This is a genomic window from Bacillus sp. FSL M7-1020, assembly GCF_038050415.1.
GTDB lineage: Bacteria > Bacillota > Bacilli > Bacillales > Bacillaceae_G > Bacillus_A > Bacillus_A toyonensis.
In genome coordinates this window covers 4,308,693-4,334,664 of record NZ_JBBOTW010000001.1, presented here as the reverse complement: position 1 = coordinate 4,334,664, position 25,972 = coordinate 4,308,693, and the positions used below count along the sequence as shown (strand labels likewise).

Annotated in this window: 31 protein-coding genes; 19 read left to right on the top strand and 12 right to left on the bottom strand. The window is 38.8% G+C overall.

All coding sequences use genetic code 11. The features are described from left to right. Positions 1-6: 6 nt before the first annotated feature. The gene (locus MHB70_RS22255; RefSeq protein WP_001246766.1) at positions 7-435 is read right to left on the bottom strand and encodes a GNAT family N-acetyltransferase; all 429 of its coding nucleotides are present in this window, start codon (positions 433-435) and stop codon (positions 7-9) included. Between the two features lie 151 nt (positions 436-586). Here MHB70_RS22255 and MHB70_RS22250 point away from each other — a divergent pair, with 151 nt between their 5' ends. After that, entirely contained in the window at positions 587-1,585 is a 999-nt protein-coding gene (locus MHB70_RS22250) for a hypothetical protein (RefSeq protein ID WP_061529455.1), read from the top strand. A gap of 44 nt (positions 1,586-1,629) precedes the next feature. Here MHB70_RS22250 and MHB70_RS22245 read toward each other — a convergent pair whose 3' ends face one another. From MHB70_RS22245 to MHB70_RS22225, 5 genes are all read right to left on the bottom strand, one after another. After that, positions 1,630-2,052 carry a hypothetical protein gene (locus MHB70_RS22245; RefSeq protein WP_000180546.1) on the bottom strand — a complete coding sequence of 141 codons (423 nt, stop codon included), beginning with the start codon at positions 2,050-2,052 and terminating at the stop codon, positions 1,630-1,632. 302 nt (positions 2,053-2,354) lie between these two features. Beyond that, the gene (locus MHB70_RS22240; protein ID WP_000038783.1) at positions 2,355-2,540 is read right to left on the bottom strand and encodes a hypothetical protein; all 186 of its coding nucleotides are present in this window, start codon (positions 2,538-2,540) and stop codon (positions 2,355-2,357) included. Positions 2,541-2,630: 90 nt separating this feature from the next. Then, positions 2,631-3,710: a spore germination protein GerHC gene (gene gerHC / locus MHB70_RS22235; protein WP_000411379.1), complete on the bottom strand. Its 1,080-nt coding sequence runs from the start codon at positions 3,708-3,710 to the stop codon at positions 2,631-2,633. Further along, entirely contained in the window at positions 3,686-4,780 is a 1,095-nt protein-coding gene (locus MHB70_RS22230; protein ID WP_000049091.1) for a spore germination protein, read from the bottom strand. Before MHB70_RS22230 ends, gerHC begins: the two co-directional genes overlap by 25 nt. A gap of 16 nt (positions 4,781-4,796) precedes the next feature. Then, entirely contained in the window at positions 4,797-6,920 is a 2,124-nt protein-coding gene (locus tag MHB70_RS22225; protein WP_098839283.1) for a spore germination protein, read from the bottom strand. Between the two features lie 153 nt (positions 6,921-7,073). Between MHB70_RS22225 and MHB70_RS22220 the strand changes: the two genes are divergently transcribed. After that, on the top strand, positions 7,074-8,198 hold the full coding sequence (locus tag MHB70_RS22220) for a homoserine O-acetyltransferase family protein (RefSeq protein WP_001167598.1): 1,125 nt from the start codon (positions 7,074-7,076) through the stop codon (positions 8,196-8,198). A 49-nt stretch (positions 8,199-8,247) separates the two neighbouring features. Here MHB70_RS22220 and MHB70_RS22215 read toward each other — a convergent pair whose 3' ends face one another. Beyond that, complete coding sequence (locus tag MHB70_RS22215) at positions 8,248-8,430, bottom strand: hypothetical protein (protein WP_000171892.1); 183 nt, start codon at positions 8,428-8,430, stop codon at positions 8,248-8,250. 199 nt (positions 8,431-8,629) lie between these two features. Here MHB70_RS22215 and MHB70_RS22210 point away from each other — a divergent pair, with 199 nt between their 5' ends. The 6 genes from MHB70_RS22210 to MHB70_RS22185 all read left to right on the top strand — a co-directional run bounded on the left by MHB70_RS22210 (position 8,630) and on the right by MHB70_RS22185 (position 14,805). Beyond that, complete coding sequence (locus MHB70_RS22210) at positions 8,630-8,935, top strand: rhodanese-like domain-containing protein (RefSeq protein ID WP_000141215.1); 306 nt, start codon at positions 8,630-8,632, stop codon at positions 8,933-8,935. Between the two features lie 78 nt (positions 8,936-9,013). After that, a complete protein-coding gene (locus MHB70_RS22205; RefSeq protein ID WP_000512461.1) occupies positions 9,014-9,238 on the top strand; it encodes a spore germination protein in 225 nt (74 codons plus the stop codon). Positions 9,239-9,258: 20 nt separating this feature from the next. Further along, positions 9,259-9,582: a hypothetical protein gene (locus MHB70_RS22200; RefSeq protein ID WP_001110863.1), complete on the top strand. Its 324-nt coding sequence runs from the start codon at positions 9,259-9,261 to the stop codon at positions 9,580-9,582. 116 nt (positions 9,583-9,698) lie between these two features. After that, complete coding sequence (locus MHB70_RS22195) at positions 9,699-12,560, top strand: BclA-related collagen-like exosporium protein (protein WP_061529700.1); 2,862 nt, start codon at positions 9,699-9,701, stop codon at positions 12,558-12,560. A 201-nt stretch (positions 12,561-12,761) separates the two neighbouring features. After that, positions 12,762-13,775, top strand: a complete 1,014-nt coding sequence (gene moaA, locus MHB70_RS22190) for a GTP 3',8-cyclase MoaA (RefSeq protein ID WP_001157124.1) — start codon at positions 12,762-12,764, stop codon at positions 13,773-13,775. 16 nt (positions 13,776-13,791) lie between these two features. Further along, positions 13,792-14,805 (top strand): molybdopterin-synthase adenylyltransferase MoeB, encoded by a 1,014-nt coding sequence (locus MHB70_RS22185; RefSeq protein ID WP_001158077.1) that lies wholly within the window; start codon positions 13,792-13,794, stop codon positions 14,803-14,805. Between the two features lie 35 nt (positions 14,806-14,840). Here the strand turns inward: MHB70_RS22185 and moaC are convergent, their stop codons facing one another. Then, entirely contained in the window at positions 14,841-15,326 is a 486-nt protein-coding gene (moaC, locus tag MHB70_RS22180; protein ID WP_000094155.1) for a cyclic pyranopterin monophosphate synthase MoaC, read from the bottom strand. Positions 15,327-15,409: 83 nt separating this feature from the next. Between moaC and moeA the strand changes: the two genes are divergently transcribed. The 7 genes from moeA (at position 15,410) to MHB70_RS22145 (ending at position 20,086) form a co-directional block, all read left to right on the top strand. Further along, a complete protein-coding gene (moeA, locus tag MHB70_RS22175; RefSeq protein ID WP_061529699.1) occupies positions 15,410-16,699 on the top strand; it encodes a molybdopterin molybdotransferase MoeA in 1,290 nt (429 codons plus the stop codon). Beyond that, on the top strand, positions 16,663-17,184 hold the full coding sequence (gene mobB / locus MHB70_RS22170) for a molybdopterin-guanine dinucleotide biosynthesis protein B (RefSeq protein WP_061529698.1): 522 nt from the start codon (positions 16,663-16,665) through the stop codon (positions 17,182-17,184). Before moeA ends, mobB begins: the two co-directional genes overlap by 37 nt. Then, positions 17,181-17,645, top strand: coding sequence for a molybdopterin synthase catalytic subunit MoaE (gene moaE / locus MHB70_RS22165; RefSeq protein ID WP_000611223.1), 465 nt, complete (start codon positions 17,181-17,183; stop codon positions 17,643-17,645). Before mobB ends, moaE begins: the two co-directional genes overlap by 4 nt. Before the next feature lie 2 nt (positions 17,646-17,647). After that, entirely contained in the window at positions 17,648-17,881 is a 234-nt protein-coding gene (moaD, locus tag MHB70_RS22160; RefSeq protein WP_000621781.1) for a molybdopterin converting factor subunit 1, read from the top strand. Positions 17,882-17,974: 93 nt separating this feature from the next. Next, positions 17,975-18,397 (top strand): DUF3888 domain-containing protein, encoded by a 423-nt coding sequence (locus MHB70_RS22155; protein ID WP_000717664.1) that lies wholly within the window; start codon positions 17,975-17,977, stop codon positions 18,395-18,397. A gap of 33 nt (positions 18,398-18,430) precedes the next feature. Beyond that, complete coding sequence (glcU, locus tag MHB70_RS22150) at positions 18,431-19,288, top strand: glucose uptake protein GlcU (protein ID WP_000350876.1); 858 nt, start codon at positions 18,431-18,433, stop codon at positions 19,286-19,288. Between the two features lie 12 nt (positions 19,289-19,300). Further along, positions 19,301-20,086 carry a glucose 1-dehydrogenase gene (locus MHB70_RS22145; protein WP_000286691.1) on the top strand — a complete coding sequence of 262 codons (786 nt, stop codon included), beginning with the start codon at positions 19,301-19,303 and terminating at the stop codon, positions 20,084-20,086. A 71-nt stretch (positions 20,087-20,157) separates the two neighbouring features. Here the strand turns inward: MHB70_RS22145 and MHB70_RS22140 are convergent, their stop codons facing one another. After that, entirely contained in the window at positions 20,158-20,652 is a 495-nt protein-coding gene (locus MHB70_RS22140) for a CarD family transcriptional regulator (protein ID WP_000451448.1), read from the bottom strand. Between the two features lie 252 nt (positions 20,653-20,904). Here MHB70_RS22140 and MHB70_RS22135 point away from each other — a divergent pair, with 252 nt between their 5' ends. Together MHB70_RS22135 and MHB70_RS22130 are read left to right on the top strand one after the other, a co-directional pair. Continuing rightward, positions 20,905-21,165: a DUF2553 family protein gene (locus tag MHB70_RS22135; protein ID WP_000510186.1), complete on the top strand. Its 261-nt coding sequence runs from the start codon at positions 20,905-20,907 to the stop codon at positions 21,163-21,165. Continuing rightward, the gene (locus MHB70_RS22130) at positions 21,143-21,325 is read left to right on the top strand and encodes a sporulation protein Cse60 (RefSeq protein ID WP_000621749.1); all 183 of its coding nucleotides are present in this window, start codon (positions 21,143-21,145) and stop codon (positions 21,323-21,325) included. The genes MHB70_RS22135 and MHB70_RS22130 overlap by 23 nt, the downstream gene beginning before the upstream one ends. 186 nt (positions 21,326-21,511) lie before the next feature. Here the strand turns inward: MHB70_RS22130 and MHB70_RS22125 are convergent, their stop codons facing one another. Continuing rightward, positions 21,512-21,739, bottom strand: coding sequence for a DUF3973 domain-containing protein (locus MHB70_RS22125; RefSeq protein ID WP_000498975.1), 228 nt, complete (start codon positions 21,737-21,739; stop codon positions 21,512-21,514). Between the two features lie 424 nt (positions 21,740-22,163). On the opposite strand from MHB70_RS22125, the gene MHB70_RS22120 reads away from it, so the two are divergent. Together MHB70_RS22120 and MHB70_RS22115 are read left to right on the top strand one after the other, a co-directional pair. Beyond that, positions 22,164-22,595, top strand: coding sequence for an SRPBCC family protein (locus MHB70_RS22120; RefSeq protein ID WP_000193760.1), 432 nt, complete (start codon positions 22,164-22,166; stop codon positions 22,593-22,595). Continuing rightward, positions 22,596-22,919: an ArsR/SmtB family transcription factor gene (locus MHB70_RS22115; protein WP_000098843.1), complete on the top strand. Its 324-nt coding sequence runs from the start codon at positions 22,596-22,598 to the stop codon at positions 22,917-22,919. Positions 22,920-22,950: 31 nt separating this feature from the next. Here MHB70_RS22115 and MHB70_RS22110 read toward each other — a convergent pair whose 3' ends face one another. Continuing rightward, positions 22,951-24,390, bottom strand: coding sequence for an MDR family MFS transporter (locus MHB70_RS22110; protein ID WP_001228037.1), 1,440 nt, complete (start codon positions 24,388-24,390; stop codon positions 22,951-22,953). Positions 24,391-24,671: 281 nt separating this feature from the next. Beyond that, positions 24,672-25,943, bottom strand: a complete 1,272-nt coding sequence (locus MHB70_RS22105) for a BaiN/RdsA family NAD(P)/FAD-dependent oxidoreductase (protein ID WP_000558856.1) — start codon at positions 25,941-25,943, stop codon at positions 24,672-24,674. Positions 25,944-25,972: the final 29 nt, after the last annotated feature.

Sequence of the window (25,972 nt, the reverse complement as noted above, 5' to 3'; positions counted from 1 at the left end):
GAGCCTTTATGCTCTGAGCTTTTTTATATAGAAAATAATTTCTGGATCACCTTCATCTAAGTTTTCAATTATTCCACTACGCATAAATCCATTCGCTTTAAAAACTTTTTGCATATTTGCATTCGATTCGTTCGTTGAAGAAAAAATTTTTTGCGTAGGAGAATTACTTAACATATAGGAGATTAATGAGCTTGCATGGCCTTGTCTTCTTTTTGTTGGCGAAACAATGATTAATGAGAGGAACGTGTAGCTAAAGAAGTTCGTATCATACGTCAGAAAACCTAAAATAGAATTGTCTTCTTTTACAATGATGCATTTCTCCTCATCAATAGCGTGTTTAATATAATTTCGTCTACTATCGTCTCCGATTACATCAATATCTATATGTAAGATTGAATCTAAATCGTCGTTTGAAGCTTTTGTAACGTTTCTCAATAGAAATGCCTCCTTTTAAAGTGGTGAAAGAATAATCAGTCAATTGATTCTATCACGAATGAGGAAAAAGGTTAGGAATTCTTATGCAGACAAACACCTATTTTTAACTAGGAAATATGATACAAAAGGTAGGTTAAATTGAAAACAAGGGGTGAAAGGAATGAAAGGGATGGACAATAATGCACCGCATGGCTTCTTCGGAGGTGGATCGGATAGTTATGAACAAATGATGTTAATGGGAGGAGCAGGGCAACAAGGATACGGTGGAATTCCGAGCTGGATGGGTGGAGCACATGGAGGATTTCCAACATCAGTAGCAGGCATGCAAACTGGAATTCCAACGTTAACGGGAGGATTTCCGACATCAGTAGCTGGCGCACAAACTGGAATTCCAGTAGGAGTACCAACTACATTTCCTTCTTTCGTTGGAGGGGGACAGACAGGATTCCCTGTACCAGGAGTAGGTGTTGTAGCAGGAGGAGTAGGTGGGTATCCGCAAGTCATACACGGTCATCACCACCATCAAGGTCAACATGGCCATCACGGTCATCACCACCATCAAGGTCAACACGGCCATCAAGGTCATCACCACCATCAAGGTCAACATGGCCATCAAGGTCATCACCACCATCAAGGTCAACACGGCCATCAAGGTCATCACCACCATCAAGGTCAACACAGCCATCAAGGTCATCACCAACAACAAGTACATCACCAAGGTCACCACCACATTCATCCGCAAGCTGTTCTTTATCAAACTCACCAAGGCCAACACGGTCATCAAGGCCAACATGGTCACCATGGACATCACCACCAAGGCCAACATCATGGACACCAAGGCCAACATCATCACCAAGGTCAACACCACCACCAAGGTCAACACCACCACCAAGGTCAACAGCATCATCAAGGTCAACAGCATCATCAAGGTCAACAGCATCATCAAGGTCAACACCATCACCAAGGTCAACATCATCACCAAGGCCAACAGCATCATCAAGGCCAACAACAATATCAGCAATATCAACAACAGCAACAATCGTCTCCTTGGACAGGGGGAATTGGAGCAGGAGGAGCAGGGGCAGCAGCAGGAGCAGGAGCAGCTAGTATTAGTGGAGCAGCAGGACACGCGGGGCACGTGGGTCATTAATGAGCTGCAGAAAAAAAGACATAATAAAAAACTGCTAGGAAATCCTAGCAGTTTTTTTCAGCTTCTTGGCGCTGACGTTCAATTTCAGCACGAAGTTGTGGTTCTGGTGCTTGCCAGCCTTCTGGTTTTAAAATTTTGCCGTCGCCTTCACGGAATCGAGGTTTCCCATCAGGGAATAGTTTTGCCATGTTTGCGTTGTTTACAATCTCGAATCCTTTATCTGGACGTACGCCCATTTCTGCAAACGTTCCGAATGCAAAGTAAATAAGGTCAATAAGTGCATCGTATTGATCTTCAACAGTAGTTGCTTCTAGAAATTCTTCTAGCTCTTCTTGCATAAAACTTGCACGGATTTTTGCGCGCTCTTCTGTTAGTTTTGTTGGAGTATTTGTTACAGGATGTCCGAAATCTTCATGCATTTTTGCAACAAGCTCGTACCCTTTATCTAAACCTTTTTCGTTTGTCATGTTGTTTCATCCTTTCTCACTTTGTGCCGAATTTCATTGTAACATAAGGTGATTATTAAATAAAAAAAGGATGTTCTAAAAATATATTGAAACATTCTCTTCTTAGTATGGGTTGTTACTATTGTCAATTTTTGTAGGTAAATCGATATTTTGTGTCGAATCGTTGATATATTTTGAGTTATGGTAGATATATTTGAAAAATCGTTGATATAAATTCATGTACTGTAGCGCTGATTCCAAAATAGAAAATAAAAAGGATGTCATCTAGTCAAAAATCTCGACTTATGAGACATCCTCGCTCGTTATTCTTCTTTTTTTATTAAAATGGATAAAATAAGGTCGATGCCGAACATACCAACGAGTAACATCGGTATAACGACAAGTAAATAACGTGTGAAGGAAACATTTTTTAAGTATGTATGAGCAAATAAAAAGACGCCGAGAAATAAAATACCGTTTAAAATAGGCTTTACTAATTTTTTAGACATAAGCTCCCCCATAAATATCTTCTCTCTCTATCTAAAATAAAAACTCCTCTATCCGTTGTATCATGCCGGAGAGAGGAGTTCAATCATTTCTCATTCAATTACACCAGAATTTGTAATGTTTACGGTGTATTTTATATGAATCGGAACATCTTTGTACATTTGTCTCCACTCTTCTAATTTGAAGGGGCGATAATGGTGTTTATATTTTGCTCCTAGCCCGAGGGGATCGACGCCTAAAGATTTGAACTGCTTAATTAATTTGGCAGCCTGTACGTCCAATTGTTTTTGTACATTTTTTTCAATGTTTTTTGTGTTCTTGTTATTTTCTAAGTTAATTTGTTTTGATAATTCTTGAATACGTGCATCAAGATGAACGTGAATGAAAAAAGAAGGCTTTCCGTTTTTAATCTTTATATCGTAAGTTGGAACAGAACGAATATTATTAATCATTACGTACGCAGAATCTGTTTTAAATTCATGTGAATCTAATTTATGTTTTTCTAACAGTCCTTTAAATATGAACATATCTTTTTGCGCAATTTTACCGATATATTTATCTTTTTTAAAAAGACCAATTCCGGTGATTTTTATTTTATCACCATGTTTCTTTAAAATTGGAATATAGTAGTCTTGCCCTTCTTGATAATAACGGAATGCTCCTACATGCAGATTATCCGTTGGTAAAGGACCGGTCTCCATATTATGTTCTAGCAACTTTTTTATATAAATTGCAACGTTATATGAAGTTGTATATTTGCCTTTTAAAAGTTCGGTACCATTCCCCTCTAATAAAGCAACATATAAAGCGTTTCCTATATTCACATCTCGAAGTAATGTATCGAATGAAGTAGACATTCCTTTTTTTGCAAGTCTTATCGTATATAGAGCGACACGCATTTGTCCGCTAGCAAACGGTTGAGAAGACTCTAAAGATGTGTCTGCTTTTACTTGTTTTACCGCATTTGCGCTGCCTTCAAAAACTTGAACTTTATTTCCTTTTTTCTGAATGGGACAAACGAATGTCACTTTTATTTTATTATCTTTTGCTACATCAAAAACGCTTCCTTGAATAAGTTGTACATCATCGATAATATTTTTTTGTAAACATCCAGTTAAACTGAAGAATGTTATACAAGAAATAAGTATTAATTTGCTTTTGATTTTTTCCATTTTCTTTTCACCCACACAATAATAAATAGAATTGGGATGTATACATAAATGAGCCAAAAACTAACTTTTGATGCATTACTAATAAAGTTATTAATATCGTGTCTGTTTGTTAAAAGTTGTGAAACAATGAGGGTGATAAGGATGAAAGCGATTAAAACACCTCTTTGTTTTACGCGAAATATTTCGTGAGTTCCTCTCACTGCAGCCCATAAGGGGAGGATGAAACTAGTGACAATAACGAGTGCATAAGCTGAAATTGCAATATATTCTAGTCTTTCTATAAATGGTAATTGGATTACTTGGGTCATAGAAAGTTGGGACCATATCGTTTTTAACAATTGTTTTTCACTAAAAAATGCAAAGGCTAAAAGGGTACTAAATAAATATAGAAGATTTGAAAATAGTGCCCCGTATTGAGCGTATTTATGAGATTGCATAGGTTTTTTCACAAATGGATAAACCATGAGGTAAATCTCAAAACCGGTCATACTGTAGATGGACAGTTGAGAGGCTTTTAAAATATCTGAAAAAGAATGTGTGAATATAGGAAGTAGATTATCCCAATGTGAGTATTTCAAAACAAATAGGCTAAGCAATAAATATCCCAATGTACCACCAACAGATATAACACAAATACCAGTAATGACACGAAAGCCAGAAGAAATAATGTAGTAGCTAACTAAGCATAAAAAAAGTGTTAACATCCAAGTTGAAGCGGTAGGAAACATCCACACTTGAATAATTTCAACGTATGTTCGAATGACGGAAATACTGACGATTAAAAAATAAGCAGCAAAGATGATATTAATACAGTCCCCAAGCCATTTTCCAAATGTTTGCCGATGTAAATCAATTAAATTACCGTTTGTTTCTTTTAATAAGACGTACATCATCCATATAAGAATATGGATACAAAACCCTGTGATTAAAACTCCCATCCAGCCGTCGTATCCAGCAGCTTTTGCAATAATTCGAGCGAACCCGAGAACTCCGGCACCAAACTGTGCACTGTGAATTAAGAAGAAAACAAAGACAGGAGATATTTGATATTTTTCTTGAACTTTACTCATCAATGCACCTCATTTCTTAATCATCGAAGTCCGATCTATGTTTTGTTGAAATTCCTTTCGCTGCTTTTTTTACATGTTGTGGTCTTGCTTGCACATCTCTTGTATCAATCATTGTTAAAGGGAAACGAATCCAAGAATCTTTAACTGATTGTTGCCTTGTCGGGTAAAATAAAGCGTATGGCTTACGTAAGGAAGTAAGTCTAAATAGATGAGTAAATAAAAAGATAAATCCAAGAGAAATACCGAAAAGTCCACCTATTTCTGCAAATATGAGAAACGGGAAGCGTAGTAATCGAACAGCGTTACCCATTTTATAAATAGGTGTAATAAAGGAAGCGAGTGCTGATAGTGCAACGATAATTAATAAAATATTACTCGTTAAACCAGCTTGTACAGAGGCTTGCCCGATTACGATACCGCCTACAATACCGAGTGTTTGACCGACCTTCATCGGTAACCTTGCACCAGCTTCTCTTAATAAATCGATTGCAAGTTCTAAAAAGAGCGCTTCAATTAAAGGTGGAAACGGTACTTGTGCCCTTGATAAAATCAAAGTTTCAAGTAAGTCACTTGGAATGAGTTCATAATGATAATTTAAGACTGCAACGTATAACGGTGTAGCGCAGATTGAAAATAGAACGGCGATTAATCTTAAAATCCTTGAAAATGTAGCGTACAGCCAGGAGACGTTATAGTCTTCTGGTGAAATGAAAAAATCGAAATAGGATACTGGAGTAAGTAGCACGCTTGGAGAACCATCAACAAAAATAGCGATTTTTCCATCAATGAGTGCTTTTGTAACTCTATCAGTGCGTTCTGTATTGATATAGAGAGGGAAAATCGATTTTTCACCCATCAATTCTTGTATATAAGCACTATCATTAATTTGATCATATTCAAGAGCGCGTAATGATTCCTCGAGAAAATCAACATTATCTTTTTCAGCGAGGTTGTCTAAATACATCATGACAACTTTTGTTTTGGAAAACTCGCCGATAATCATTTCTTTTGTTTGTAAATCTAAAACAGGAAGACGTTTTCGAACTAAATTAATGTTTGTATCAATATCCTCTACGAAACCTTCTTGTGGCCCAATAACAGTTGATTCGTTTAAAGGAGGGGTTGGTGCACGATAATTATCAATTGCAATGTTTGCAAGCATACATTTTTGATCTTGCTGCTTCAATTGAATAATTGCATGTCCTTTTAAAACCATGTCCTCAATTTTTTGTAAGTCATTCGTAATTGTGATACCACTCATCGGAATATGTTCCTTCAGTTCTTCTAGTGAAGCATTAGGTCGTTCCAAAAGAGTAGGCATTAAATACTTTTGCAATTTCTCCCCATCAAGTGAAGGACGATAGTAAGAAATCCAATATGGCATCGTTTCATCATCAGATGTGTGATAATTAACAAAATCACTAGACTTCTTGAGCTTCTCTATTAAATCTTGTAGTGAATGAATACGGTCTTTTTCTGGCTTCGAAAAATCATAAATACTATTACTTCCAGAGCTTTGTTGTTTATTCTGAGAAGAATCATTTTGTTTCGAGTTTTGCTGTTTCTCATGAGAAGCTTCGTCTTGTTTAGAATTTTGTTGTTTCTTATGAGAGGAATCGTCTTGTTTCAAGTTTTGCTGTTCCTCATGAGAAGAGTCGTCTTGTTTAGAATTTTGTTGTTTCTCATGAGAAGAGTCGTCTTGTTTAGGATTTTGTTGTTTCTCATGAGAAGAGTCGTCTTGCTTAGAATTTTGTTGTTTCTCATGAGAGGAATCGTCTTGTTTCGAGTTTTGTTGTTTCTCATGAGAAGAGTCGTCTTGCTTAGAATTTTGTTGTTTCTCATGAGAGGAATCGTCTTGTTTCGAGTTTTGTTGTTTCTCATGAGAGGAATCGTCTTGTTTCGAATTTTGCTGTTTCTCATGAGAAGGATCATCTTTTTTAGAATTTTGCTGTTTCTTATGAGAGTAATCATCTTGTTTCGAGTTTTTTTGCTCGCTACTATCACCTTTATTATGTTTCATACTTCTAGTCTGATCTTTGTTCACAATCTCTTGATTACTAGGCTGCTGCTTCGGGTTATCTGCTTCTTTTGTCTCTGTTGAATTTGATTTTTTTTTCTTACGTAGCCAATTCCAAATCATATGTATGCCCTCTTTGATTTTTGTAATATAGTGCTATTTTGTGGCTAATTTTGTATATTATTCATTTATTTATGAAAAGAAGAAGGAGATTGATTTGCATAGAAAAAAACCTTTAGTAAGCAGTTCATACTATAACGGGAAGAGGGAGAGTCTGTGCAAATTGTAAAAAAAGAGAAGTTTGCATTAAATGAGTTTACATTTGAAAATGGTAGGGAAATTCCTGTTCAAATGGGATATGAGACGTATGGTATTTTAAATAGAGAAAGGTCAAATGCCATTTTGGTTTGTCATTATTTTAGTGCAACAAGTCATGCAGCAGGAAAATATACTGTGCATGATGAGGAGTCTGGTTGGTGGGCTGGGCTAATTGGACCTGGAAAAGCGATTGATACAAATAAATATTTTGTTATATGTACTGATAATCTTTGTAATGTACAGGTGAAGAACCCGTATGTAATTACAACGGGACCGAAGTCGATTAATCCAGAAACAGGGGAAGAGTATGTTATGGATTTCCCTGTGTTTACCTTTCTTGATGTAGCTCGTATACAATATGAGTTAATAAAAAATATGGGAATCTCAAGGTTACATGCTGTAATAGGGCCGTCGGCGGGTGGAATGATTGCGCAGCAATGGGCTGTTCACTACTCTCATATGGTAGAGCGAATGATTGGCGTTATTACGAACCCGCAAAATCCAATTATAACGTCAGTAAATGTAGCGCAAAATGCGATTGAAGCAATTCAACTAGATCCAAGTTGGAAGGGCGGGAAATATGGAGAAACACAGCCAATGCAGGGGCTTCATTTAGCAAACAGAATGATGTTTATGAACGCTTTTGATGAGCATTTTTATGAAACGGAATTTCCTCGTAACAGTATTGAGGTAGAACCTTATGAAAAGTTTTCTACATTAACATCATTTGAGAAAGAGATAAATAAAGTGACATACAAAAGTATAGAGTTAGTAGATGCAAATTCGTGGATGTACACTGCGAAAGCAGTTTTATTGCATGATATTGCGCATGGATTTTCTTCTTTGGAAGAGGCTCTTTCTAAAATAAAAGCGAATGTACTTATGATTCCGTGTAAACAAGATTTACTTCAGCCGTCTCGTTACAATTATAAAATGGTAGACATTTTGCAAAAACAAGGGAAGTATGCGGAGGTCTATGAAATAGAAAGTATAAATGGGCATATGGCAGGAGCGTTAGATATCCATTTATTTGAAAAGAAAGTTTATGAATTTTTAAATCGGAAAGTGTCTAGTTTTGTGTAGAAAATAAATGATGTGAAAAAGGTGCAATATGTGTAGTAGGCACCTTTTTTTACATGATTTGTAGACGGAAAATATATGTAGCGATTGCTATACCGAAGAACGCTATACTAAGTAATAGAAATAAGAATGACATTTCTTGGGGAGATTTTAACTTTTTATTATTTTTCATGCTGAGTACAATAATTGCGGCGGTTAAAAAAATAATGCTCATAATGAAAAGAAAAAGTGTCATTTTAATCGACTCCTTTCATAAAACAAGTATATTGAGGATACAATGCGATAGAGATGTTTGTAAAGAATAAGTTTTACGGAGAAATTGAGAAATAACTTCTCCATTCTTTGCGTTCCTTCTTTTGCATGCTAAAATTGATTAGAAATGGTTGTTTAAAGAAGAAACGAAAGGTTTTATTGTATATAAGGAGGAACGACATATGACAGAAGTAAAAACAATTACAACAGAAGAAGTACAAGAACGTTTAGAAAATGGAGAAACGTTATTTTTAGTAGATGTAAGGGAAGATGAAGAAGTAGCAGCAGGGAAAATTCCAGAAGCGGTACATATTAAAATGGGTGATATCCCAAATAAAGTAGACTTCTTTAATAAAGAGAATGAATATATCTTTATTTGCCGTTCGGGAATGCGCAGTGAGAATGTATGCCATTATTTAAATGAGCAAGGATTTAAAACAGTGAATATGGTTGGCGGTATGCTTCAATATGAAGGCGAAATGAAATAGTTAATTACTAAAAACTTGAAACGAGTCTGTTTCAAGTTTTTTTCTTTTGCATACAGTATACAAAAGGAGGAGGGGGAAATGGGGATTAATTTGCGTAAAGTAAAAATTATTAATAATACAGGAGCTGTTAATGTCGGCGACTGTTATGATATCTCACCTTTAGCTGTAGCGAAAATATACGCGGGTGCTGGAGGATCGAGTGCGGCTATTTTTTTAAATGGAAAAAGGCAGCCAGAAGCGGTGATTAGAACATCAGTATTCCTTCCGCCATTAGCAACGAGCACACGTACATTAGGTTCGTAGAGGAAAGGTAGAGTGTAATTATGCCTGCGCATATAAAAGAGTTTGTTATTGTTAATAATACTGGGAATATATTTACAGGTGACAATTTGAGTGATACTTCATTTACTGCTACGAAATCGTATAGTGGTTCAATGGGGTGTACTTGGATTGATGTTGTTACAGTAATAGGAACAGAGACGAAGCTTTGTTTACAGCCGGGTGATTCTGTGACGACAACATATACACGAGGTACTCCTGCTGGTACTGTAACAGGAACAAATATGGGGCAAAGTGTAAATGCATCGAGTATAGCGCAAGCTGTCCCGAATACAGATAATATGGATTCAATTGCTGGACTCCCTTAAGGAATTAAGGGAGTTTTTATTATTTAAAATAAAAATAGTCTTGGAAATTATTTTTGTAAATAGATTAAGAAGAGGCTTATTTATTATGAAAAAGACGGTTTGTAGGTGGTGAAAGTGTGAAGAATCGTGATAATAATCGGAAGCAAAATTCGTTAAGCTCTAATTTTAGAATTCCACCCGAACTTATTGGGCCTACTTTTCCCCCTGTTCCAACTGGATTTACAGGTATAGGGATTACTGGTCCAACCGGTCCACAAGGCCCAACAGGACCTCAAGGACCAAGAGGATTACAAGGTCCGATGGGGGAGATGGGCCCGACAGGACCTCAAGGTGTGCAAGGGATACAAGGATCAGTTGGGCCAATAGGTGCAACTGGACCAGAAGGACAGCAGGGGCCACAAGGATTGAGAGGTCCACAAGGAGAAACTGGAGCGACAGGTTTACAGGGTGTGCAAGGATTACAAGGGCCCATTGGTCCAACAGGTCCGATTGGAGTACAAGGGATACAGGGTGTACAGGGATTACAGGGTCCGATTGGAGCTACCGGACCTGAGGGTTCTCAAGGAATCCAAGGAGTGCAAGGGATACCGGGAGCAACAGGTCCACAAGGGATTCAAGGAGTGCAAGGAATCCAAGGGACAGAGGGACCGAGTGGAAGTACGGGAACAACAGGAGCAACAGGTCAAGGGATTACAGGCCCGACAGGAATAACAGGTCCAACAGGGATAACTGGACCTTCAGGAGGCCCTCCAGGGCCAACTGGCCCGACAGGAGCAACAGGTCCTGGGGGTGGACCGAGTGGAAGTACAGGGGTGACAGGACCAACAGGAGCAACTGGAAATACTGGAGCAACAGGTCAGGGGCTAACCGGTCCGACAGGAAGTACAGGAGAAACAGGTGCGCAGGGGCTACAAGGGATACAAGGAATTCAAGGGCCAATTGGCCCAACAGGTCCAGAAGGGCCACAGGGAATTCAAGGTATTCCTGGTCCGACGGGAGTAACTGGTGAGCAAGGGATCCAAGGTGTTCAGGGGATTCAAGGAATAACGGGAGCAACCGGAGATCAAGGCCCACAAGGTATACAGGGAGCTATAGGACCTCAAGGTGTAACAGGAGTAACAGGAGATCAAGGTCCACAAGGTATACAAGGAGTACCAGGTCCATCAGGAGCAACGGGACCACAAGGAGTTCAAGGGATACAAGGTCCGATGGGTGAGATAGGCCCAACAGGTCCAGAAGGCCCAGAGGGACTTCAAGGCCCGCAAGGAATACAAGGAGTGCCAGGTCCAGTTGGAGCAACGGGTCCAGAGGGGCCACAGGGGATACAAGGCATACAAGGACCGGTAGGAGCAACGGGCCCACAAGGCCCACAAGGAATACAGGGAATACAAGGTGTGCAAGGGATAACGGGAGCAACAGGAGCACAAGGAGCAACCGGAATTCAAGGGATACAAGGGGAAATAGGAGTAACCGGTCCAGAGGGCCCGCAAGGAGTGCAAGGTGCTCAAGGGGCAATTGGTCCAACAGGTCCGATGGGGCCACAGGGAGTGCAAGGAATTCAAGGGATTCAAGGAGCAACAGGTGCACAAGGAGTGCAAGGACCACAAGGAATTCAAGGGATACAAGGTCCGACGGGAGCGACAGGAGATACGGGAGCAACTGGGGCGACAGGGGAAGGAACAACAGGTCCAACTGGAACAACAGGTCCAACAGGGGTAACGGGACCTTCAGGAGGACCAGCAGGACCGACTGGCCCAACGGGACCATCAGGTCCGACAGGAGTGACAGGTCCATCCGGTGGGCCACCTGGACCGACCGGAGCAACCGGTTCGACAGGGGCAACCGGAGATACCGGAGCGACAGGGCCGGTTGGAGTGACAGGAGCGACAGGAGAAACGGGAGCAACCGGAGTGACGGGTTTACAGGGTCCACAAGGAATACAAGGTGTGCAAGGAGAAATAGGTCCAACAGGCCCGCAAGGAATTCAAGGTCCACAAGGGATACAAGGAGTAACTGGGGCGACGGGAGATCAAGGTCCACAAGGAATACAAGGTCCTCAAGGAATTCAAGGGCCAACTGGACCACAAGGAATTCAAGGAGAACAAGGTCTACAAGGGATACAAGGAGTAACCGGGGCGACGGGAGCACAAGGACCACAGGGAATTCAAGGGATACAAGGAATCCAAGGTCCGACCGGTCCACAAGGCCCAACTGGAATACAAGGAGTGCAAGGGGAAATAGGTCCAACAGGTCCTCAAGGAGTGCAAGGCTTACAAGGTCCACAAGGCCCAACCGGGGACACGGGTGCAACAGGAGCGCAAGGCCCACAGGGAATTCAAGGACCAACGGGAGTCACGGGAGCGACCGGAGCAACCGGAGCAACCGGAGCAACAGGGCTACAAGGAATTCAAGGCCCGCAAGGAATTCAAGGTCCAACCGGAGCCACGGGAGTAACCGGTTCACAAGGTTCAACTGGTGATACGGGTCCAGCAGGTTCACAAGGAATCCAAGGTCCAACAGGCCCAACCGGAGCTGGAGCCACTGGAGCGACCGGGGTGACTGGAGTTAGTACAACTGCAACGTATGCATTTGCGAATAATACATCAGGAAGTGTTATTTCTGTTTTATTAGGCGGTACAAATATCCCATTACCAAGCAATCAAAATATTGGACCAGGAATAACCGTTAGTGGTGGAAATACTGTATTTACAGTTGCCAATGCAGGGAATTATTATATAGCCTATACAATTAATTTAACAGCAGGATTACTTGTAAGTTCGCGTATAACTGTAAATGGAAGTCCGCTTGCGGGAACGATAAACTCCCCAGCAGTGGCTACTGGTTCATTTAGTGCAACAATAATTGCTAATTTGCCTGCTGGAGCTGCCGTTAGTTTGCAATTATTTGGAGTAGTTGCACTGGCTACATTATCTACGGCAACGCCAGGAGCTACTCTAACGATTATTAGATTAAGTTAATAAGTAGAAAACCTTGGAACTTTTATGTTTCAAGGTTTTTTTATCCCAGTATTTGAGAGTAACTCTCGCTAATCAGAGGGGAATGGATAACTTCCTATTGTTTAAAGTTTCACTTTATTCACCTTAGCAAAAACATCGCAGTTCGAAAATATATTATAATAGAATGAAAAGAAAGAAATTTGGCAGAAAGGGAGGGTGGCGATGCAGGAGATGGTTAAAGACTTTTTTGGACGCCCACTTCAAGATTTACGCATATCTGTCATTGATCGTTGCAATTTTAGATGTACATATTGTATGCCAGCAGAAGTATTTGGGCCTGATTATGCTTTTTTGAAAGATGAGTTTTTACTGACGTTTGATGAAATTGAACGTTTGGCAAAAGTGTTTGTTAGCATCGGTGTACGAAAAATTAGACTTACTGGTGGCGAACCACTGCTTCGTAAAGATTTAACAAAACTTATTGCACGTCTCGTGAAAATTGACGGGCTAGTAGATATAGGGTTAACGACAAATGCAATTCATTTAACGAAGCAAGCGAAGGCATTAAAAGAAGCTGGATTACATAGAGTGAATGTTAGTTTAGATGCGATAGATGATGATACATTTAGAAATATTAATGGTCGAAATATTAATACGAAACCTGTGATTAAGGGCATTATAGCAGCAAAAGAGGCAGGGCTTGAAGTAAAAGTAAATATGGTTGTGAAAAAAGGGATGAACGATCATCAAGTACTACCGATGGCTGCATATTTTAAAGAACAAGGAATCACGCTTAGATTTATTGAGTTTATGGACGTTGGTAGTACGAATGGATGGAATTTTGATCAAGTAGTTACGAAGCGGGAATTAATTGAGACAATTCATGGAGTGTATCCGCTTGAGCAAGCTGAAGCGCATTATTTTGGTGAAGTTGCGAAACGATATCGGTATGTTGGAACAAATGTAGAGGTCGGTTTTATTACTTCTGTTTCTGAGTCGTTTTGTTCTTCTTGTACGAGAGCGAGAATTTCGGCGGATGGAAAGTTCTATACTTGTTTGTTTGCGACGGAAGGATTGGATATAAAGGAACTTCTTAGAGATAATCTTTCGGATGAAGAGCTATTACATGTTATACAAGATGTATGGATGAATAGAAAAGATAGATATTCAGATGAACGGACAGAAGAAAGTGCAAAAAATCGTCCGAAAATTGAAATGTCTTATATAGGAGGATAAGGAAGGGGGCTATCGTATGCAGGAGCGATATTCAAGACAAATATTATTTCCTGGTGTTGGAGAAGAAGGGCAGCGAAAAATAAGAGAGAAGCATGTGCTTATTATCGGCGCTGGTGCCCTAGGTGCGGCAAATGCAGAGGCGATTGTTAGAGCAGGTGTTGGAAAAGTAACGATTGCAGATCGCGATTATGTAGAATGGAGCAATTTACAAAGACAACAATTATATACAGAAGAAGATGCAAAGCAGTATAAACCGAAGGCGGTAGCGGCAGCAGAACATTTAAAAGCGATTAATTCTGAGGTGGAAATTAATCCAGTTGTAACTGATGTAACGGTGCAAGAAATGGAAGAACTAGTGAATAGTGTAGACTTAATATTAGATGCGACAGATAATTTTGAAACGCGTCTTCTCATTAATGATATTTCACAAAAGTATAATATTCCGTGGATATATGGTGGTTGTGTCGGAAGTTACGGAGTGACTTATACAATTTTACCAGGGAAAACACCGTGTTTCCGCTGTTTAATGGAGCATCCGGCGAGTGGAGCAACATGTGATACAGTTGGTATTATACAGCCAGCGGTGCAGTTAGTAGTTGCGCATCAAATAACAGAAGCGTTGAAAATATTAGTAGAAGACTTTGGTGCGCTTCGTGAAACGATGCTATCGTTTGACCTTTGGAATAATCAGCAGATGGCATTTAAAGTGAATAGGCAGAAAAAAGATACGTGTTTATCTTGTGGAAGATTACGTACATATCCGAGTTTAACATTTGAAGCACAAACGAAAACGGAAGTGTTATGTGGGCGGAATACAGTACAAATTCGTCCAGGGATGCGGAAAGATTTTAATTTAGAAGAAACTAAAAAGCGCTTACAAAAAAGTGTAGAGGTAAAGGCAACACCTTATTTATTATCATTCCCGATAGAAGAATATCGATTTGTTCTATTTACAGATGGTAGGGCGTTTATTCATGGGACAAATGATATGAATGTAGCGAAAAGTTTATATGCAAGATATATAGGTTGAACCTAAAGGAAATCCTTTAGGTTCAACGGAGAGGATTACGAATTTCTCGTATAATCGCCACTTTTTCCACCTGTTTTTTCAAGTAAGTACGTTTCACCAATAATCATACTTTTATCAACAGCTTTACACATATCATACACGGTAAGAGCCGTAGCAGAAGCAGCTGTTAAAGCTTCCATTTCAACGCCAGTGCTACCTTCTGTTTTAACTTTTACTTCAATAAGTAATCGATATTGTTCATTTGATTGTTGCCAATCGAAAGAAACGTCAACACCTTTTAATAATAAAGGATGGCACATTGGGATAATATCAGAAGTGCGTTTTGCAGCCATAATGCCTGCGATTTGGGCAACTGCTAATACGTCACCTTTCCCAATTTCATTGTGAGAGATTTTATCGTAAATTTCTTTCGTAACTACAATGCTAGAGCACGCAATTGCTGTTCGAACGGTTGTTTTTTTGTCGCTTATATCAACCATCTTCGCGCGTCCTTGGTCATTAAAGTGTGTGAATGAAGACATGGAATTCCTCCTTGAAGTAATTTCTGTTTAATATATAAAGTTTAATCGAGATAAAAAAAATTGCAAATATGAGGTGAGAAACGATGGTAGAAAAACGAATTCCAATTCAAGTTGCTGAGGCAGTAGAGCGGGTAATGAAATATGCGAAGCATGGTGAAGTAGAAGAAGTTTCTATTACGGAAAGTTACGGGAGAATTCTTGGGGAAGGTGTTGTCTCAGATCATGACGTTCCTCATTTTGATCGTTCTCCTTACGATGGTTTCGCAATTCGAGCAGAAGATACGAAAGAAGCGAATCAAGAGAATCCAGTTGAATTTGAAGTGATAGGAGAAATTGGAGCGGGGTCTGTTTTTGTAAAAGAGGTAGGTTCTTTTGAAGCAGTTCGTATTATGACGGGAGCAGCTATTCCAGAGAATTGCAATGCAGTCGTAATGCTAGAACTGACAGAAGGATTTGAGAAGAACGGAAAAACATATATGAGGTTAAAGCGTCCTTTTAATAGTGGTGACAATGTGTCATTTAAAGGAGAAGATATAAAACAAAATCAAGTTCTCGTTAAGAAAGGTGTTGCAATTAATCCAGGTGTTGCTGCGCTATTAGCGACGTTTGGATATAGTACTGTGAAAGTTGTAAAACAGCCTGTTGTCGGTATTGTAACGACAGGGAGTGAATTACTAGAAGTACACGAGTCGTTAGAACCAGGAAAGATTAGAAACAGTAACTCTTATATGATTGCCGCTCAAATTATGAAAGCTGGTGGAAAGGTCCGATATTATGGCCAACTGGCTGATGAGCTAGATGCATGTTTTACAGCTGTTCAATCGGCGATGGATGAGGTTGATATTTTAATTACAACAGGCGGTGTTTCGGTAGGAGATTATGACTACTTACCAGCTATATATGAAAGATTACAGGCGAATGTCCTCTTTAATAAAATAGCGATGAGACCAGGAAGTGTAACGACAGTAGCTGAAGTTGATGGAAAGTTACTTTTCGGTTTATCAGGGAATCCGTCTGCTTGTTATGTAGGCTTTGAATTATTTGTGCATCCGATTATAAAAACGTATTTGTATGCGAAGGAGCCTCACGTATATAGAGCTGATGCTATTTTACAAAAAGATTTTCCAAAGCCAAATCCATTTACTCGTTTCGTAAGAGCAAACGTGACGATCGTGGATGGGGTATTACAAGCGATGCCGGTCGGTTTAGATAAATCGAGTGCGGTATCTTCACTTGCGGATGCAAATGCGTTTATCGTGTTGCCTGGAGGAACGAGAGGATTTGAGGCAGGGATGAAAGTATCCGTATTATTGTTAGAGCATTCGGAGGGATGTGATTGGCCTTGGGAAAAGCCTCTTCAATCATACAAATAGTAGGGTATCAAAATAGCGGGAAAACAACACTTGTAGAGAAAGTTGTGTATGCTTTAGCCGAAAGCGAAATGAAAGTTGCTACAATTAAACATCACGGGCACGGAGGTTTTCCAGAAGTAGCACAAAAAGATAGTGAAAGACACAGAAAAGCCGGTGCTGTCGTAAGTAGTGTAGAAGGTGCGGGATTACTTTCACTTTCTTCGTTAAGAGAGGAATGGTCCTTACAAGAAATTATTCGCTTATATGAGTTTTTTGAAGTGGCTACAATTTTAATAGAGGGCTATAAAAAAGAGAACTATCCGAAAGTAGTGTTACTTCGTTCTGCGGAAGACGTTGAACTTGTACATAAAGTAGAAAATGTAGTAGCGGTCATTACGTGGTATAATGCGCCGGTAAATTTACGAGAAGAATATAAAGTATTTCATATAACAGAAGAAAAGTTGTACATAGACTGGTTTTTACAAACGGTTAGGAGTGCGAAATGATAAATACATATTATGAAGTAATTGATACAGAAATCTCGATTGAAGAGGTAGCGAAGAAAGTAATTCGCCGTGAATGCGGTGCTGTTACAACGTTTATTGGAACGGTTAGGGAGTTTACGAAAGGGCGTCGTACATTATACTTAGAGTATGTCGCTTATAAGACGATGGCAGAAAAGATGCTACAGAAAATCGGCTCAGAAGTGAAGGAGAAATGGCCAGGTACACACGTTGCGATCACGCATCGCATCGGTACATTGCAAATTTCTGATATCGCGGTTGTTGTGGCTGTTTCAACACCGCATCGTAAAGCGGCCTATGAAGCGAATGAATATATTATGGAACGCATAAAACAAATCGTTCCCATTTGGAAAAAGGAGTTTTGGGAAGATGGTGACTCGTGGATTGGTGACCAATTAGAAAAAACGCCATATCCGGCGGGAGAGCCTGGGAAGGAGTTATAAGTATGATTCGAGTATTGTTATTTGCGCACTTGCAAGAAGAAGCAGGAACAAGTGAATTACGAATAGAGAAAGAAAATATTACGGTTGCAGAGTTAAAAGATATTGTTGCCAATGAATATAATGTACCAGTATCAGCGCCAATTATGGTTGCAATTAATGAAGAATACGCAAATGAAGATGATAAAATTCAATCTGGTGATGTTGTTGCACTCATACCGCCGGTGAGCGGTGGTTAATATTGGATTCATTAAAACGACTTTCCTAAATAGGGGAAGTCGTTTTTTTATGGTATTTTTGAGAACACTAATTTATAGAACAAGGAGGGCATTATGAAAAAAATATGTGTAATGATGACGATGATATGTTCTATCTTTCTCTTTTCTCCAAGCGACTCTTTGGCGAAAGAATCGAAAGAACAACTTTTAGAGAGTGCGCTCTTAAATCGATATTACTCCGTTATAAGGCAAGCGACAGAAGATCAATATGAATGTGATTCAGTTATAAATATAAAGCGTCTCGGCAAGAAAGATGAATTCGTTCCTCGATTTGAAGTGACGCTACAATTTCTTACTTTTCAAGGTGCACATAATCCGCCAAATGACAAAGTTACACTTACTTTGGAAGATAATTTAGATCACATAAAGATCAAGAAAGTGGAAAGAGAAAAAAATGTTTCTAGTGCGATCGCAGAAAAGGTTTGCGCACAAGCGAAAGAAAAAATGAAAGCACACTCTAACAGTGTAGAGCGGTAACTGATGACATTTCGTAAAGAAAGGTAATGAGCCATGGATATATTTTTAGCGATTTTACCAGCTATATTTTGGGGAAGTATTGTGCTATTTAATGTGAAACTGGGCGGTGGACCGTATAGTCAAACGCTTGGCACAACGCTTGGTGCACTTATTTTCTCGATTGTTGTTTATATTTTTGTAAAGCCAGTATTAACTCCTACCGTTATTGGAGTTGGAATTGTGTCAGGTTTATTTTGGGCACTTGGTCAGGCGAATCAATTGAAAAGTATTGATTTAATGGGTGTTTCGAGGACGATGCCAATTTCAACAGGACTGCAATTAGTTGCGACGACTTTATTTGGCGTTATCGTATTTCATGAATGGTCCACGACAATTTCAGTCGTCCTTGGAATTTTAGCGCTCGTTTGTATTCTTATCGGTGTTATTTTAACGTCACTTCAAAGTGAAGAAGAAAAAAATGCAGAGCAAGCAGCAAATTTTAAAAGGGGCATCATAATTTTATTAATTTCAACAGTCGGTTATTTAGTTTACGTAGTAGTTATTAGGCTATTTAACGTAGATGGTTGGTCGGCTTTATTACCACAAGCAGTTGGTATGGTGTTAGGAGGTATTTTACTTACGTTTAAACATCATCCATTTAATAAATATGCGATACGAAATATTGTTCCAGGATTAATTTGGGCAGCTGGAAATATGTTTTTATTCATTTCGCAGCCGCGTGTCGGAGTCGCAACAAGCTTTTCACTATCGCAAATGGGAATTGTTATTTCGACGCTTGGCGGGATTCTTATATTAGGCGAAAGAAAAACGAAACGTCAATTAACAGGTATCGTTGTTGGGATCGTTTTTATTATTGCAGCTGGAATTATGTTAGGAATTGCAAAAGGTTAAGGAGGTATTGAAATGTATAGTGATTTAGAAGGGAAAGTCGTCGTTATTACAGGATCAGCAACGGGTCTCGGAAGAGCGATGGGAGTAAGGTTTGCTAAGGAGAAAGCAAAGGTCGTTATTAACTATCGCTCACGAGATTCAGAAGCGAATGATGTGTTAGAAGAAATTAAAAAGGTAGGCGGAGAAGCGATTGCTGTAAAAGGTGATGTGACGGTCGAGGCAGATGTTATGAATCTCATTCAATCTGCTGTGAAAGAGTTTGGTACGCTCGACGTTATGATTAATAATGCAGGAATAGAAAACGCGGTACCGTCGCATGAAATGCCGTTAGAAGATTGGAATAAAGTAATCAATACAAATTTAACAGGCGCTTTTTTAGGAAGCCGTGAAGCGATTAAATATTTTGTGGAACACGACATTAAAGGATCTGTCATTAATATGTCTAGCGTTCATGAGAAAATTCCGTGGCCACTATTTGTGCACTACGCAGCAAGTAAGGGCGGTATTAAACTTATGACAGAAACGTTAGCGTTAGAGTATGCACCAAAAGGTATTCGAGTAAATAATATTGGACCAGGTGCAATAAATACGCCAATTAATGCTGAAAAGTTTGCTGATCCAAAGCAGCGTGCTGACGTAGAAAGTATGATACCGATGGGCTATATTGGAAAACCTGAAGAAATCGCAGCAGTAGCAACTTGGCTCGCTTCATCAGAGGCGAGTTACGTAACTGGAATTACGTTATTTGCAGATGGTGGAATGACTTTATACCCATCTTTTCAAGCTGGGCGTGGATAATATGAAAAGGACAAAGAGTTTTATCTCTTTGTCCTTTTTGGCAAAAAAAAATAGCGCGAGCTATTTTAAATTTAATGATTAATTGTCTCTTGAAGAAATTCTGTCGCTTGATGTTCAGAAACGTCTTGTACGAGCGCAACTTCACTAATCATCATTTTACGTGCATTATCTAGCATTTGTTTTTCGCTCGCATTTAATGCTCTTTCTTTATTACGGCGAAGTAAATCCCGAACAACTTCTGCACTATCTTGCAGATTGCCGTTTTTCATTTTTTCCATATTCATTGTATATCTTTGTTTCCATGAGAGTGATGGGTCTGATTCCCCATTTTGAAATTCAAGAAGTATATCATTTAACGTACCTTTATCGACGATATAACGAATACCTGATTTTTGTAATTGATCCATCGGAAGCATTACTTGCATATCTTTACTAAGGATGCGTATCACACAATATTGACGCGAAGTACCTAATATTTCTTTCTCCTCAATTGCTTCGATGATCCCTGCACCGTGCATTGGATAAACGATTTTATCACCAATTTGAAACAAATCATCCACCTCCATATGTGGTAACCACTTTTAATGATAACATAAGTTCATAAAAATGTCAAATTTTATATAATACCATATTGAATACATTGGAGTCAATATGTAAAAGGTCTTTTTTTATGGTTTTATGTGAAATAAATATAGGTGACTTTTTTAGAAAAATAGTACAGGGTGAAGAAGGGGCATATCCACTTATTTTTAAGCATAAAATGTAAAATCGCTAATACAATATACCTAAATCCGTTCTTTGCAAAGGAGGGAGAGAAGGTGGGGCACACAATAAAAATTGATATTACAAATAAAGTTGTAGCTAAATTTAGATCAAATTATTTGGAATTATATACGAGTAAATTTATGATAGGTAAGTTTTATGTCTATACTGAAGATAAACAATATGTGTTAGAAGACGGATATATATATGAAAATGGAAAGTTTTATCGCATCATAGATACGCACCGTGGCAATAATCAAGCGGCGGAGGGCTGCGATCTAGGATGGTGTGAACATGATTCGTGTGAAAGTGTTTGATGAAAGTCACGAAAAAGACTTAGAAGACGCTGTAAATGTGTTTTTGAAAAAGATTGATGATAGTCACTTTGTAGATATTAAGTACCAAGTTGGTGTTTCTATTAACGATGATGAAAACCAAATTTATTGTTTTTCAGCAATGATTGTTTATAAAGCATAAAAAAGAGCTGGGTGAGCCAGCTCTTTTTTATGCTTTATCCCGCATTAACGGGCAGTAAGACTCCCACCTCAAAATTTAGCGCATACGAGGAAGTTAGGTGGGAGGCAATTGCCCGTAAAAGCCCGATTGGTTCAACTAATAATCAGTGGGGGATGAATAAAACCCCCCACTGATTAAAGTTTCACTTTATGTTGGGACAACATGGGTTGGTAATACGTTCATAATAGATTGGGGTGCGCCTAATTTCTTTGTCGCTAAAAGGTTTGCCTCTGTTTCATGATCTTGGGCATCTTTACACATACCGAGGTGATAACGATCACCTAAAAATGGATCAATATAAAAACCGTTTTTGAATACTTTATCATTCGGATGTTTTTCATGGTGAATGTCAGAACAGTTAATGCAATAGAACATAGCTTTCATCCCCTTTTTATTTTTGTTTAAAAAAGTGAGTGGGTAGTCATTTCGCTCCTAAGGAAATGTTGAGGAGAAGAGAAATAACTACCTACTCAAATGGTGGGCATATTCCTTCTGATTTTTTATATCTTGCGTATTGCCTCTTGAGGGAAGGAGGAGAGACGATGTACGCATGATATAAGTAAGGCACTTCTTTCAATATGAATGATGGAGTTTCATGTTGAGAGAAGTTTTTATTTTTTATTGCCTTTGTGAGTATATTATGAGGGAATGCTGAGAGGGTGTTTGTCCTGTTGAAAAAATGTTGAGAATTTCTCAACGGTAAAAAGAATTAGTGTTGACATGAAACTAAAAGGTGTTATATTATTCAAATACAACTAAAAGGTGTTATGTTTTAATGCTGGATAAAGGGGCTAAAAAAATGACTCAACAAAATACATTAAACGATATTAAACAAACAATCGTTTTTAACGCGTCTATTCAAAAAGTATGGAATGTAGTGTCAACTGCAGAAGGAATTGAATCATGGTTTATGCCGAATGATTTTGAATTAGAGGTAGGACATGAGTTTCATGTTCAATCACCATTTGGACCGTCACCATGTAAAGTGTTAGAAATTGATGAACCAAACCATTTATCTTTCTCATGGGACACAGATGGCTGGGTTGTTTCATTCCATTTGAGAGACTTAGGAGAAAATAAAACAGAATTTACATTAATTCACGGCGGTTGGAAACATCCTGATGAAATTCTGCCGAAAGCGAATGCGAAGAGCTCTATTATTCGCGATAGAATGAATGGCGGCTGGGTAGCGATTGTAAATGAAAAACTGAAAAAGGTTGTTGAAGGATAAATGTCTTCGTCAGCAGCGAAATATGATGTATTTCAAGCAATTGCTGATCCGACCCGCCGAGAAGTGTTACGGTTATTAAGTGATAAAGAGTTACCAATTTCAAAAATAACGGATCATTTTCCGATGAGTCGTACGGCTGTTGTGAAGCATCTTCATATTCTTTCAGAAGCGAATTTAGTAAGTGGAAGAAAGAGTGGAAGAGAGAAGATATATTGTTTGCAGCCGGAGCCGTTAGAAGAATTAAAGCAGTGGCTCTCATATTATGAACGATTTTGGGATAATAAATTGTCCGTGCTTAAACATATTGTGGAGAATGAAGAATAAAAGAGGATGACCATTTGGGTCATCCTCTTTATTATTGCTCACTTGTTTGTGTAGCTGGTTTTAATAAGAGCCAAGCAATAATTAATGTAAATACTGCTAATACGAAAGTACTCATATAAATAACGTGTACACTTGCTGCTAATGCAGATTGTGATTCAGTTGCTACGTTTGCTGTAGTTCCGCCGTGTCCGCCAGATACAAGATCAAGGTTTTTAATACCACGTGCGTGAATCATCGTATTGAAGATTGTACCGAATATTGCAGCACCTAACGTTTGACTAAATGTATTAATAAATGTGTTTAAACCAACGGCTGTTCCGCGTGTATGAGCTGGTACGGCTGCTTGAATTGTTACCATGTAAATAGGTGTCACAAGCCCCATGCCTAAGCCGAATAATCCGACTGCAACATAAATAAGGAACGATGGTGAATTTGTTGACAATGTAAATAATAAGAAGGTAGCAACTGATAAAATGCTAGCTCCGAGTAAAATAATTTGTTTCGTTTGTAATTTGCCAACTAAGTTACCGGAGAACATAGCACCGAACGTCCACATAACAGGAATTGGCATTAAAATGAGTCCAGCTTCTGTCGCATTTTTTCCTAATACACCTTGGCTCCAAATTGGAAGGTACATTGTAATACTAATAATCATCGCACCGGCAATAAGAGTTAATATGTTTATCGTAGATAATGTACGGTTAGAGAAAAGTGCTAGCGGAATTAATGGTTCCGGAGATTTTTTCTCGATGTATAAGAAAATAATGAATGACACAGCCGAAAAGATTAATAGACCGATGATTGTAATGTCTCCCCAGTTTTGCTTACTGCTACCTGTTAATAATGCGTATAGTAAAGCAATTGTACTTAATGAGAAGACTGTCGCACCAAGATAGTCGATATGCTGCTTGGCGGCAGACTTAACAGATTCCTTATAAGAAGTGGCAAACATTAAGCAAGCGATAATTCCGAAAGGAACGTTTAAGAAGAAAATATAGCGCCAAGAAAGAGAATCAACTAAAAAACCACCTACTAACGGCCCGACAACACCAGATACACCCCAAACGGCACTCATCCAGCCCTGTGCTTTCGCGCGGTCTTTCGCTTCGCTATATAAGTCTCCAATAATCGTCATTGTGATTGGCATAACAGCGCCAGCACCTATACCTTGAAGAGCACGGAAGAAGATTAATTGTTCCATCGATGTAACGACACCGCAAAGTGCAGAGCCGATTAAAAAGATTGTAGCTCCGATAAGTAGAACTTTTTTACGACCGAATAAATCAGCCAATTTTCCGTATATTGGAGTCGAAACCGCTGTGGCAAGCATATAAATTGCGTAAACCCAGCTAACAAGTTCGACGCCTGACAAATCACTCGTTATACGAGGGATTGCTGTACTAACAATCGTTCCTTCTACGGCAGAAAGAAACGTCATTAGCATTAAAGACACCATGACTTTTTTTCTCATATGTTTTCCCCTTACCCTTTTTTAAATATTCAACAATATAAAATATAAAGGTACTAAGGTATATAAAGCAACAAATAAGTAATGGGAAGTTAGGAGGAGTGTATATTTGTCGCTTATTGTCGGTAAGTCGATATATTTGAGAAATCGCCGATATAAGTTGCAGAATCGCTGGTATTTTTGAAACATCGCTGATATAAGTCGTAGAATCGCTGATATATTTGCAGAATCGCCGATATAATTTCATGTACCTATAAAAAAGAAACAGGAATGCTGTTTCTTTTTTAATATTGCATTTTCGCATTTTCTCCAGCTGTAGTTCCAGCAATTCTACCAGTAACGAGAGCGGATGTAATGTTATAACCGCCCGTATAACCGTGAATATCAAGAACTTCTCCGCAGAAATATAAGCCATTCGTGAATTTAGAAGACATTTCTTTCGGATTAATTTCTTTAACAGATACGCCTCCGCCAGTAACGAATGCTTTTTCAATTGACTGCGTACCATTTACATTCACAGTAAATTCTTTAAAGTCTTTCACAAGTGCACGAATCTTTTCATGAGAAACTTGTCCAGCTTGTTCGCTACCGTCAATTTCATTTTTTTCTAATAAGAATAGGAAGTAACGCTCGGGAACGTATCCTTTTAACACGTTTTTAATTCCTTTTTTCGGATCTTCTTTCATTTGTTTCAGCATGCGCTGGAATAGTTGTTCACTATTTTCTTCTGGTAATGCATCAATACTCATTTGTATTGTATTCGTTTTAAACTTTTTCAGTGCTTTCACGACGAATTGACTACAGCGAAGAGCAGCAGGACCAGATAGGCCGAAATGAGTGAAGAGCATGTCCATTTTGTGAGAAATGATAGCTTTTCCTTTCGGGTTTAATACGCTTAAGTTTATATCACGTAAAGCAAGACCTTGTAATGAGCGATCACGTATAAATGGCTCGTTTGAAAGGATTGGTACTTCTGTTGGAAATAATTCTGTAATTGTATGACCACCTTTTTCAGCCCAAGCGTATCCGTCTCCAGTAGAACCAGTTTGAGGAACAGATTTTCCGCCAACAGCGATAACGACGTGATTCGTTTCTAACACTTCGCCTGTTTGTAATACAACTGCTTTCGTTTGACCATTTTCATATTCAATCGTTTCAACAGGTGTATTCGTACGGATTTTTACACCTAAATCTTTTAATCGTGTTAAAAGTGCGTCTACTACCGATTGCGCTTTGTTTGATACAGGGAACATACGGCCATGATCTTCCTCTTTCAATTTTACCCCGAGATTTTCGAAGAATTTAATAATATCTTCATTATTAAAAATAGAAAAAGCGCTGTATAAGAAGCGGCCATTTCCTGGTATATGTTTAACGATTTCATCAAGTGGTAGACGGTTCGTTACGTTACAACGACCACCACCAGAAATCGCAAGTTTGCGCCCTAGTTTATTTCCTTTATCAAGAAGTAAGACATTTGCGCCTTCTTCTGCAGCACCGATTGCAGCCATTAGCCCAGAAGGCCCGCCACCGATTACAATAACATCATAATGCATAATATATCGACCTCATTTTCTACATTTCC

Coding starts and splice junctions, on each gene's coding strand:
- MHB70_RS22125 (WP_000498975.1), bottom strand. CDS start 21,739: ATGTTCTATTGCATTAACTGTTCTGACATTCACCATGAAAAACATCCG.
- MHB70_RS22120 (WP_000193760.1), top strand. CDS start 22,164: ATGACTCAACAAAATACATTAAACGATATTAAACAAACAATCGTTTTT.
- moaC (WP_000094155.1), bottom strand. CDS start 15,326: ATGTCTTCATTCACACACTTTAATGACCAAGGACGCGCGAAGATGGTT.
- MHB70_RS22110 (WP_001228037.1), bottom strand. CDS start 24,390: ATGAGAAAAAAAGTCATGGTGTCTTTAATGCTAATGACGTTTCTTTCT.
- moeA (WP_061529699.1), top strand. CDS start 15,410: ATGGTAGAAAAACGAATTCCAATTCAAGTTGCTGAGGCAGTAGAGCGG.
- MHB70_RS22245 (WP_000180546.1), bottom strand. CDS start 2,052: ATGACAAACGAAAAAGGTTTAGATAAAGGGTACGAGCTTGTTGCAAAA.
- MHB70_RS22155 (WP_000717664.1), top strand. CDS start 17,975: ATGAAAAAAATATGTGTAATGATGACGATGATATGTTCTATCTTTCTC.
- MHB70_RS22230 (WP_000049091.1), bottom strand. CDS start 4,780: ATGAGTAAAGTTCAAGAAAAATATCAAATATCTCCTGTCTTTGTTTTC.
- MHB70_RS22210 (WP_000141215.1), top strand. CDS start 8,630: ATGACAGAAGTAAAAACAATTACAACAGAAGAAGTACAAGAACGTTTA.
- MHB70_RS22240 (WP_000038783.1), bottom strand. CDS start 2,540: ATGTCTAAAAAATTAGTAAAGCCTATTTTAAACGGTATTTTATTTCTC.
- moaD (WP_000621781.1), top strand. CDS start 17,648: ATGATTCGAGTATTGTTATTTGCGCACTTGCAAGAAGAAGCAGGAACA.
- MHB70_RS22130 (WP_000621749.1), top strand. CDS start 21,143: ATGATTCGTGTGAAAGTGTTTGATGAAAGTCACGAAAAAGACTTAGAA.
- MHB70_RS22105 (WP_000558856.1), bottom strand. CDS start 25,943: ATGCATTATGATGTTATTGTAATCGGTGGCGGGCCTTCTGGGCTAATG.
- MHB70_RS22205 (WP_000512461.1), top strand. CDS start 9,014: ATGGGGATTAATTTGCGTAAAGTAAAAATTATTAATAATACAGGAGCT.
- gerHC (WP_000411379.1), bottom strand. CDS start 3,710: ATGGAAAAAATCAAAAGCAAATTAATACTTATTTCTTGTATAACATTC.
- MHB70_RS22145 (WP_000286691.1), top strand. CDS start 19,301: ATGTATAGTGATTTAGAAGGGAAAGTCGTCGTTATTACAGGATCAGCA.
- MHB70_RS22185 (WP_001158077.1), top strand. CDS start 13,792: ATGCAGGAGCGATATTCAAGACAAATATTATTTCCTGGTGTTGGAGAA.
- MHB70_RS22215 (WP_000171892.1), bottom strand. CDS start 8,430: ATGACACTTTTTCTTTTCATTATGAGCATTATTTTTTTAACCGCCGCA.
- MHB70_RS22140 (WP_000451448.1), bottom strand. CDS start 20,652: ATGGAGGTGGATGATTTGTTTCAAATTGGTGATAAAATCGTTTATCCA.
- moaA (WP_001157124.1), top strand. CDS start 12,762: ATGCAGGAGATGGTTAAAGACTTTTTTGGACGCCCACTTCAAGATTTA.
- glcU (WP_000350876.1), top strand. CDS start 18,431: ATGGATATATTTTTAGCGATTTTACCAGCTATATTTTGGGGAAGTATT.
- moaE (WP_000611223.1), top strand. CDS start 17,181: ATGATAAATACATATTATGAAGTAATTGATACAGAAATCTCGATTGAA.
- MHB70_RS22115 (WP_000098843.1), top strand. CDS start 22,596: ATGTCTTCGTCAGCAGCGAAATATGATGTATTTCAAGCAATTGCTGAT.
- MHB70_RS22200 (WP_001110863.1), top strand. CDS start 9,259: ATGCCTGCGCATATAAAAGAGTTTGTTATTGTTAATAATACTGGGAAT.
- MHB70_RS22225 (WP_098839283.1), bottom strand. CDS start 6,920: ATGATTTGGAATTGGCTACGTAAGAAAAAAAAATCAAATTCAACAGAG.